Source organism: Flavobacterium sp. AK-345 (assembly GCF_058310175.1).
Genome location: NZ_JBZEER010000014.1, coordinates 127,432 through 134,567 on the forward strand (window position 1 = coordinate 127,432; position 7,136 = coordinate 134,567).

At 32.4% G+C, this 7,136-nt stretch carries 5 protein-coding genes; 1 reads left to right on the forward strand and 4 read right to left on the reverse strand.

Features of this window, described 5'->3' with window-relative positions; translation table 11 throughout:
• Positions 1-27: 27 nt before the first annotated feature.
• From AC4FQ3_RS20225 to AC4FQ3_RS20240, 4 genes are all read right to left on the reverse strand, one after another.
• On the reverse strand, positions 28-3,567 hold the full coding sequence (locus AC4FQ3_RS20225; RefSeq protein WP_491183054.1) for an ABC transporter permease/M1 family aminopeptidase: 3,540 nt from the start codon (positions 3,565-3,567) through the stop codon (positions 28-30).
• 4 nt (positions 3,568-3,571) lie between these two features.
• The gene (locus AC4FQ3_RS20230) at positions 3,572-4,453 is read right to left on the reverse strand and encodes an ABC transporter ATP-binding protein (RefSeq protein WP_491183055.1); all 882 of its coding nucleotides are present in this window, start codon (positions 4,451-4,453) and stop codon (positions 3,572-3,574) included.
• Between the two features lie 109 nt (positions 4,454-4,562).
• Positions 4,563-4,769 carry a helix-turn-helix domain-containing protein gene (locus tag AC4FQ3_RS20235; RefSeq protein ID WP_042564041.1) on the reverse strand — a complete coding sequence of 69 codons (207 nt, stop codon included), beginning with the start codon at positions 4,767-4,769 and terminating at the stop codon, positions 4,563-4,565.
• Between the two features lie 2 nt (positions 4,770-4,771).
• A complete protein-coding gene (locus AC4FQ3_RS20240) occupies positions 4,772-5,287 on the reverse strand; it encodes a DUF2975 domain-containing protein (protein WP_042564042.1) in 516 nt (171 codons plus the stop codon).
• 185 nt (positions 5,288-5,472) lie between these two features.
• Between AC4FQ3_RS20240 and AC4FQ3_RS20245 the strand changes: the two genes are divergently transcribed.
• Positions 5,473-6,474 (forward strand): LLM class flavin-dependent oxidoreductase, encoded by a 1,002-nt coding sequence (locus tag AC4FQ3_RS20245; RefSeq protein ID WP_491183056.1) that lies wholly within the window; start codon positions 5,473-5,475, stop codon positions 6,472-6,474.
• Positions 6,475-7,136 lie beyond the last annotated feature (662 nt).

The following is a 7,136-nucleotide window of genomic DNA, read 5'->3' on the forward strand; positions in this document are numbered from 1 at the left end:
ATAAGATCTAATCTGTGGCAAAAAACTTTAGTTAATTTCCTTTTCGTTATCCTTAATAAAGGTGTCTATATTTTTTAAATACGGATCAACAACAATAAGTTGAGGTTTGGTTTTGAGTTTAATTTTCCCTTCAGCCAAATTATTCTTTATTAAAAAAGGATAACAGAATAATTTTCCGTTTTCATCATAAACACCAATATCTATTATAGAATCATTTTTAATCAGTTTTCGTTTTCCGGTGGCATTCTCAGAATATTTTTTAGAATTTACTTTAAAAGAAACTTCATAAAAATCATTCTTTTTATTGCTTTCAACCGAAACGACATTTGATGAATACGTAATAATTTGTTTAAACATTTCATCTAGTTTGTAATACAATTTTTGATCCGTTACCGAATAAATTTCTTTTAATAAATCTTCAGAATCAGGAACTTGGTTTGGATATTTATAATGATTTAGAAAATTTTTTAAGGCAAGATTTAATTTTTTTTCTCCAATTAACATTTGCAATTGATGCATTACAAGCATTCCTTTATCATAAGGTAAATGCGGAGTGTCATAATTCGTTTTATAAAGAGGCGTTTCAGGATCATAACTTCGGCTGCTTAAATACAAATCGAGATGAATTTTTAAAGTTTCAAGAGTTTTCTCTACACCATGTTCTTTTTTATAAAGCATTAGTTCAGTGTATTGTGCTAATGTTTCTGTTAAAATCCAGCTGCCCTCTTTTTGTTCAGGACTAATTTGTGCATTTCCCCACCATTCGTGCGATAGTTCATGCGCCGTTAATTGATTGATAACATCTTCCTTATCTTTATGAGAAAGATCACTATAAAAACCAAAATTCTCTTTCATAAATACCGTCGAAGGATAAGAAGTGGCCGCAAAACCATCGGCGAAAGCAGAAACTTCGGCATAACGGATTGTTTTATAAGGATACTTTCCAAAGTTGGTTTGACAATAATCTAAAGTGTTTTTTACATCTTGTATTAATTTCGAAACATTTCTAAAATGTCTTTTGTCATAATATACTTCAATTGTAACTCCTTTATAATTTGTTTTTTGAATTTGATATTTAGCAGATGAAAAAGCAAACCGGAAAGGAATCTTCCCATTTGATTTATAATGAAAATAATTGCGATCGTTTTTGGTCCATTTTCCAATTAAATCACCAATTCCAATTGCCGTTTGATTTTGAGAAGTAGAAACCACAGCATCATAATCGATAAAATTATACGGGATTACTGTTTTGTCTTCCAGTTTTTTAAGCGGAGTTTGAGAAGGTAAATGTCTTTTTAAACGTTCTTTTTTACTGCTAATTTCATTAGCATCTTGATAACCAAAAGTGGGATAATAACGGCTTATTCGCATAAAAGAACCATTTTCTATAATCGAATTAAAAGAAGTATGACCTTTAAACGGCGACCAGCCTGATTTAAATGAAAATGAAATTTCCATTTTTTGATGAGGTTTAAGCGGCTTTGCTAAACGATACCAATAATGATTGAATTGAGAAACGTCGTTTAATTTTTCAGCATTCGGAATTTTGATTGAAGTTAGTTTTGAATTTCGATCTATATATAGGAGTAAACTATCAATTGCTTTTTCAGAATTATTAATCAATTGATATTTCCCAGACACTTCATAACGATTTTCTGCAGGAAACAAAGCAACATCACTTTTAACGGAAGTTATTGTTGGTTGAGGTAAATCAATATATTTTTTAAATTGTAACTCATATTGTTCGCTCCAATTGTTGTGATCTTCTTCAGTTAAATACGGATATTCAATATTGGTTTTATAAAACAGAAAACTTCCAAAACCAATAAAAAGAAGAATTGCCAAAGTAAAAGTTGTTTTCTGAAGTGAATTCAGCGAATGTCTTCGAAATGATTTCAGGATGGAAGTATTTCTTTTCCATAAAATACCGGTTAAGATTAGTAAAATTAAAGCCAATCCAAAATTGTACAACATCGAAACATGAAACGACATAGTATATTTTCCAAAACCATTCAAATCAAAATATTCTCTTTTAAAAGGATTTCCAAACCTTAATAATGGATGCGAAATTCCTAACTGTTCCCCAATTCCGGTACTTATCAAAATCGTAATAATAACCGCTGCCGAAAGGCCTAAATATTTATTAGATATAACAGTCTGAATAAAAACGATTAAAATGGAGATCAATAAAATAGGCAAACCTAAATAGTAAAATAAAGAAAAATAGAGATCAAATTCTATAGGAGCATTTGCATGAATGATTTGAAAACCACAACCAATCAAAATACTCAAAGCAATTATGATGAGCGGAATTGTAAAAAGCGAAATGATTTTAGAAACTAAAACTATCGTTTGTTGATAAGGTGTTGTATTTTCCAGCATTTCAAATCGTGACGTTTCGCTTCGGTTTATCAATTCATTGCTATAAAAAAGCAAAATGATAATTAAAATAAACGGCAAACGATGCATAATTGTACTAATCATCAAAGCAGTATTCGTAATATTTTGCGCCAATCTGATTCCGCCATCAATTTCATCTGAAATTTCAATTAAAAGCAATCCAGAAAATAAAATAACTATCAATAGAAACGGAATTCCTTTCAAAATAAGGGAAAGATCCATTTTGATATAACTTTTTAAAACTAGAAAATTATGTTTGAAAGTTCTAAATTCGATATTTTTTGGTGCTTCTGTAGAAAATGAAAGAGATTCAATTTTTAAAACCTTAGATGATTTTACCTTTTTAGTTTTCGTTTTTCGGAAAGAAAATAATTTATAAGAAAGAAATAACAATAGAAAAGAAACACTTATCCATAGCATTCTATTCAATAAAAAATTACCGGATAATTCCAGAAGATTAGTGTTTTTTTGAATTGAAGTCCAATATCTAGTTTGTTCTAAAAATGCCGCTAACCCAAACGGATCTATTTTTGCCGCAAAAGACATCGCAGCAGCAGACGAAGGAGAAGCATTCGCAAAAATGGGAGAGTTTGAGAAAAGCGAACCTGCGATATATAAAATGTAAATCAGAAAACCGCCAACATAAATAAAGAGTTTACTTCTGGTTAACCAAGCTAAAGTCGTTAAAATAGAAAGACACAATACGATATTAGGAATCACCAAAACCAAATACGGCCATAAATAATTCAAAACAAAGAATGGCCCAATTTCATCTTTTGAAAGCCAGGGCATCAAATGACCAATCATCATCCCGATAATAAACATACCAAAAGAAATAACGGCTATGCCAAAAGCGACAATAAATTTACTTCCTAAATAATTGAACTTAGAAATAGGAGTGGTGAAGATAATGGAGTCGAATTTGGTTTCATATTCCTTTAAAAAATTCTGGGCAACCTGAAGTGTTATCGAGAATATCGTCGTTAAAGAAATCAAGCCAATGGCATAAGTAAGTACATAAGGACTATTTTTGTAAGCGCCAGAAAACGAAAAATTCGCAAAAGCACTCATAAAAAATCCCAGGATTAAGTAAACTAAGAATGTGGCATAAAAACTCCAGTTTCTGGTATTGTTATGCCATTCAAATTGTATTAATTTTAAAAGCATAACGTTATTTTTTAAGTTGATTTGATAAAACACTAAAATAAACATCACTTAAATCAGGCGAAATTAAGTTGAAACCAGAATCTGGTTGCTGATCCGAAAAAACATGAATATTCAATTTACCCGAATTCAAATGCGAGGATATAATATTGAAATGAGTTTGATATTCCTTTAATTCAGATTTATGAATGGCTTTCATCCAGATTTTATCCTTCAATAAATCGATTTTTTCATTTGGATTTCCTTCCAAAATCAATTTTCCGTTTGAAATAATTGCCATTTTGGTACACAAATCTCGAACATCTTCAACAATATGAGTAGACAAAAGCACAATAATGCTTTCGCTAATTTCACTTAAAAGATTATTGAATCGATTTCTTTCTTCAGGATCAAGTCCCGCAGTTGGTTCATCGACAATAATAATCTTCGGATTTCCCAATAAAGCCTGTGCAATACCAAATCGCTGACGCATTCCGCCAGAAAAAGAGTGAACTGCTTTGTCTTTGTGTTGCAATAAATTGGTTTGCTGTAATAAAGTCAGAATCTGATGATTTCTTTCCTGTTTATTCACGATTCCTTTCAAAATCGCTAAATGATCTAATAAGCGATAAGCCGAAATCTTAGGATAAACTCCAAATTCCTGAGGCAAATAACCCAGATTTTCTCTGATAAACATTGGGTTTTCCAGAATATTGATTCCGTTAAATTCAATTATTCCCGAAGTAGGTTCCTGTAAAGCCGCAATGGTTCGCATTAAAGTCGATTTTCCGGCTCCGTTTGGCCCCAACAAGCCAAACATTCCGTTAGTAATTTCCAGTGACACGTCGTTTATAGCCTGTGTGCCGTTCTCATACGTTTTGCTGAGATTTTTGATTGATAAACTGTTCATTTTGTGATTGATTTAATGATTGATTGAAAAAAATATTTTGAAAAAAATAGGCAATAGAATCCCTGTCGACATCAAGAGTCGATTTTTTTTAGTTAAGATTTAAAAAGATTTATTCGCTTACGTACTCTAAAATATCGCCCGGCTGGCAATCTAATATTTTACAAATAGCTTCCAGAGTATCAAATCTGATTCCTTTGGCTTTTCCGGTTTTAAGTATCGATAAATTAGCAGGCGTGATTCCTAGTTTTTCAGCCAACTCTTTACTTTGCATCTTGCGTTTAGCAAGCATTACATCAACATTTACAATTATTGGCATGATTATATAAATAAGTCTTGTTCGTTCTGAAGATTTAATCCCTGTTTAAAAATAGCAGCTAAAAAATAAGCAAATATCCCCAACATAAAATGTAATACAATAAATATTGAGATCTCATTATCTAGTGAAACAAAAATAGAAGAAATAAATATGATGGTACCAGGTAAAAATAAATTGCCCAAATAAAATCTTCTTAAATGTTTAATACCATTTTGAGTGAATAATTTAGGCTGAAAAAACACTTTAAAGACATTGCTAATCAGCAAAAAGAAAAGTCCGTAAAGACTCAAAGGCGACAAAAAATCAAAAATAATATAGGGCAAATTGTAATCGCCCAACATTAGCGGATGATTCGTAAAAGGATAACAAATCTGGAAATACTTTCCGTCATCTTTAAAATTTAAAAACCATCCGGTACTTAAAGTAAGTAAAGAATAAATTGATAATGTAAAATAAACAATAGCCAGAAATCGTGTAACGTAAAATAATATTTTAGAAACAATGTGAGTGGTTTTCATTTGCGCTTAAATTAGTTTTGTTGTTGCAAATATATAATTAATTATCGTAAAACAATAATTAATTATTGAAACATATTCATTTGTTATTGTTTTTGCTTCCAAGGAAAACATTATAATTCTATTAACACTAGAAAAGAAAAGACATCTCTATAAATGAATTAATTTTGTATAAATCAAAAATTTTCATGAAAAACCCAATTTCAATCTCCATATTAGAACTCGCTATCATCACACAGGATAGCAATGCGACAGAAACATTTCAAAAAACAAAAGACATAGCTCAACTCGCAGATAAATTAGGTTACAAGCGTTTTTGGCTGGCCGAACATCACAATATGGCACACGTTGCAAGTACGGCAACAGTTGTTTTAATAGGATATATTGCTGGACAAACTCAAAATATCCGTGTAGGCTCAGGCGGAATCATGTTGCCAAATCATTCTCCTTTAGTAGTAGCCGAACAATTTGGAACCTTAGAAACGCTTTATCCAAACCGAATTGATTTAGGATTAGGAAGAGCGCCAGGAACAGATCAGCCAACCGCCGAAGCCATTAGAAAAGACTTTTTTGAACAGGCGCAGCGCTTTCCTCAAAACGTAAGCAAACTTCAGGATTATTTTTCAGTCGAAAATGCTACAGCAAAAGTGCGCGCTTTTCCGGCCGAAGGCACAAATATTCCAATCTGGATTTTAGGTTCAAGTATGGAAAGTGCAGCTCTTGCCGCGGCTTATGGATTACCATATGCTTTTGCAGGACATTTTGCACCACGTCAAATGATTCAGGCATTCGAGTTTTATCGTGAAAATTTCCAGGCTTCCGCCACTTTAGATAAGCCAAAAACAATGGCATGCGTCAATATTATTGCAGCCGATACAAATGAAGAAGCTGAATTTCTATCAACAAGTTTGTATCAGATGTTTCTAAATCTCATTCGTGGCGACCGCAAAGGGCTACAGCCACCTGTGCCATCTTTAGATGATATCATGAGCGAAGAAGAACGTTTTCATGTCAATCAAATGACGGCATGTACTTTTACGGGAAATAAGGAACAACTGGCAATAGATCTTAAAAAGTTTATCGACTATTCAAGAATTGATGAACTAATGGTAACCAGCCCAATTTTTGATCATCAGAAAAAACTAAAAAGCATCCAAATCACTAAAGAAGTAATTGATGCTTTAAACTAATTATCCATACCTATATAAGGTGTATTTTACATACTATAATATAAAGAGTAGATTTACTCTTTCCCAACCCCGACATTTTTTAAACTTGTCGGGTTTATTTTTTGCTACCTATATATAAGGAGAAGCTTCTTTAATTATATATGTATAGTTTATCCTGCTGAACAGAAGCCGAAGTATCGCCCAATTGGAATTTTGGAGTTTGAAGAATTTGGAATTTAGTTTTTAGAAGGAGCTATTTCCCGCTATGCACTACAATCTTTTGTGCCGAACCCCGCCACAAAAGGATTTCCGTTTCTATCGGGGCTAGGGCAGTAGTTTTCAAGAAAACATTTGGATAAAGAGAGGAAAATTCAGGAACAAAGAAGAAAACTTAGCGCCTTTGCGACTTTGCGCGAAACAAAAACCAGCCCAAACCGCACTCTTGTGACTTTTCCATCCCAATAAAAAGAAGAAAACAAAAATCTTCGGGCCTTAGTGCCTTTGCGGCAAACCCATCCAAACCCACAAAGCGGCACAAATCCACAAAACCCCAATCCGATCAAAAAAACTTTGGATTGTAAAAAACGCAAAACCAGTGCTTTAGAAAAAAGATTGAAATTATATAAAAAAAAGGCTTGTAAATGTAAATAAAGGTGCTACTTTTGCACCCGCAACAGCGACAG